The organism is Pseudomonas sp. AGC41, assembly GCF_057334555.1.
In genome coordinates, this window is the sequence record NZ_JBHFJB010000116.1 from 138,252 (window position 1) to 139,270 (window position 1,019).

The window sequence follows — 1,019 nt, forward strand, 5'->3', positions numbered from 1 at the left end:
CGGTATAACAATCAGCATTGAGTTTGCTGACCCGACGCTATCGCGAGCAGGCTCGCTCCCACATTAAAATTTATGTTCAGGCATTGACGGGGCGGATGACGGCCAAACGTTCAGGTGCAGAAGCTGGCCGGTACAGAACGCAGTAATAACACCCCAGGCAAATCAGCCAGCAGAACACCGCTGTCCAGACGTTGTGGGAGAAAAAGTGCGCCCCTTGCATCATGCGTCCCACAGAAAACACCGTGCCCAGGGCAAAGGCGAACACCAGCGCCTGGCGTGCGAGGCGTGGGCGCCGGTCGCGCAGTACGAAAAACAACGCAAACAGCGTGAAGCCGGTAGCGGCATGCCCGCCGGGCCAGCATCGGCCGGGTTTGTCGGTGGCCGGGCGCGGGCTCAGTAGCTCACTGTAGGTTTCCTTGCCGCCGAACTCCTTGAGACTCCAGGGGCATTGCACTGCCGTCACCGCTTTCAGTGGCGTGACAAACGCAGTCGCCAGTGCCAGCGACAGGGCCAGGCAACCCAGCTCCCGCTTGTACGGCTGGAGCCGAGCGATAAAAAACGAGGCGACAAATCCCACGACCGCCAGTACGGAAAACCCGATGACCAACTGTTTGGCCCGGTCGTGCAGGATGTCTTCCAGGAAAAAACTGTGTCGACCGATAAACCCACCCGCCGTCGGATCGTAAAACAGCTTGGCTACGTTCATGTCCAGGGTGGTCAGTTCCAGCAACACCAGAATGGCTGCGACCACGGCGGGCAGGCCCAGGGCAACCCGGAAATTCAGGCGCCTGGAAGCGGGGCGGATGGCAGTGGAAACCATGGCAGTACCTTTGATGGGAGTTTTCGTGATCAGCGCATTGCACAGTCTGGTCTGCGTTGCGTTCGGGCGGTGTGAAGGCTGGGTGAAAAACTCGTCAAGGCCCGCGCAGCCCCACTCCAGGGGCGCTTGACCCTTTTGTGGGAGCGAGCCTGCTCGCGAACGGTCGGCACATTCAACCTGGATGGCGGCTGTTCCACCG

1 protein-coding gene is annotated in these 1,019 nt (G+C 60.3%); it reads right to left on the reverse strand.

Features of this window, described 5'->3' with window-relative positions:
- Window positions 1-76: 76 nt before the first annotated feature.
- Window positions 77-820, reverse strand: a complete 744-nt coding sequence (locus tag ACE04F_RS20230; RefSeq protein WP_486109423.1) for a phosphatase PAP2 family protein — start codon at window positions 818-820, stop codon at window positions 77-79.
- Window positions 821-1,019 lie beyond the last annotated feature (199 nt).

Bases quoted from the DNA above. Each gene is read 5' to 3' on its own strand.
- ACE04F_RS20230 (WP_486109423.1), bottom strand. From the start codon at position 820: ATGGTTTCCACTGCCATCCGCCCCGCTTCCAGGCGCCTGAATTTCCGG.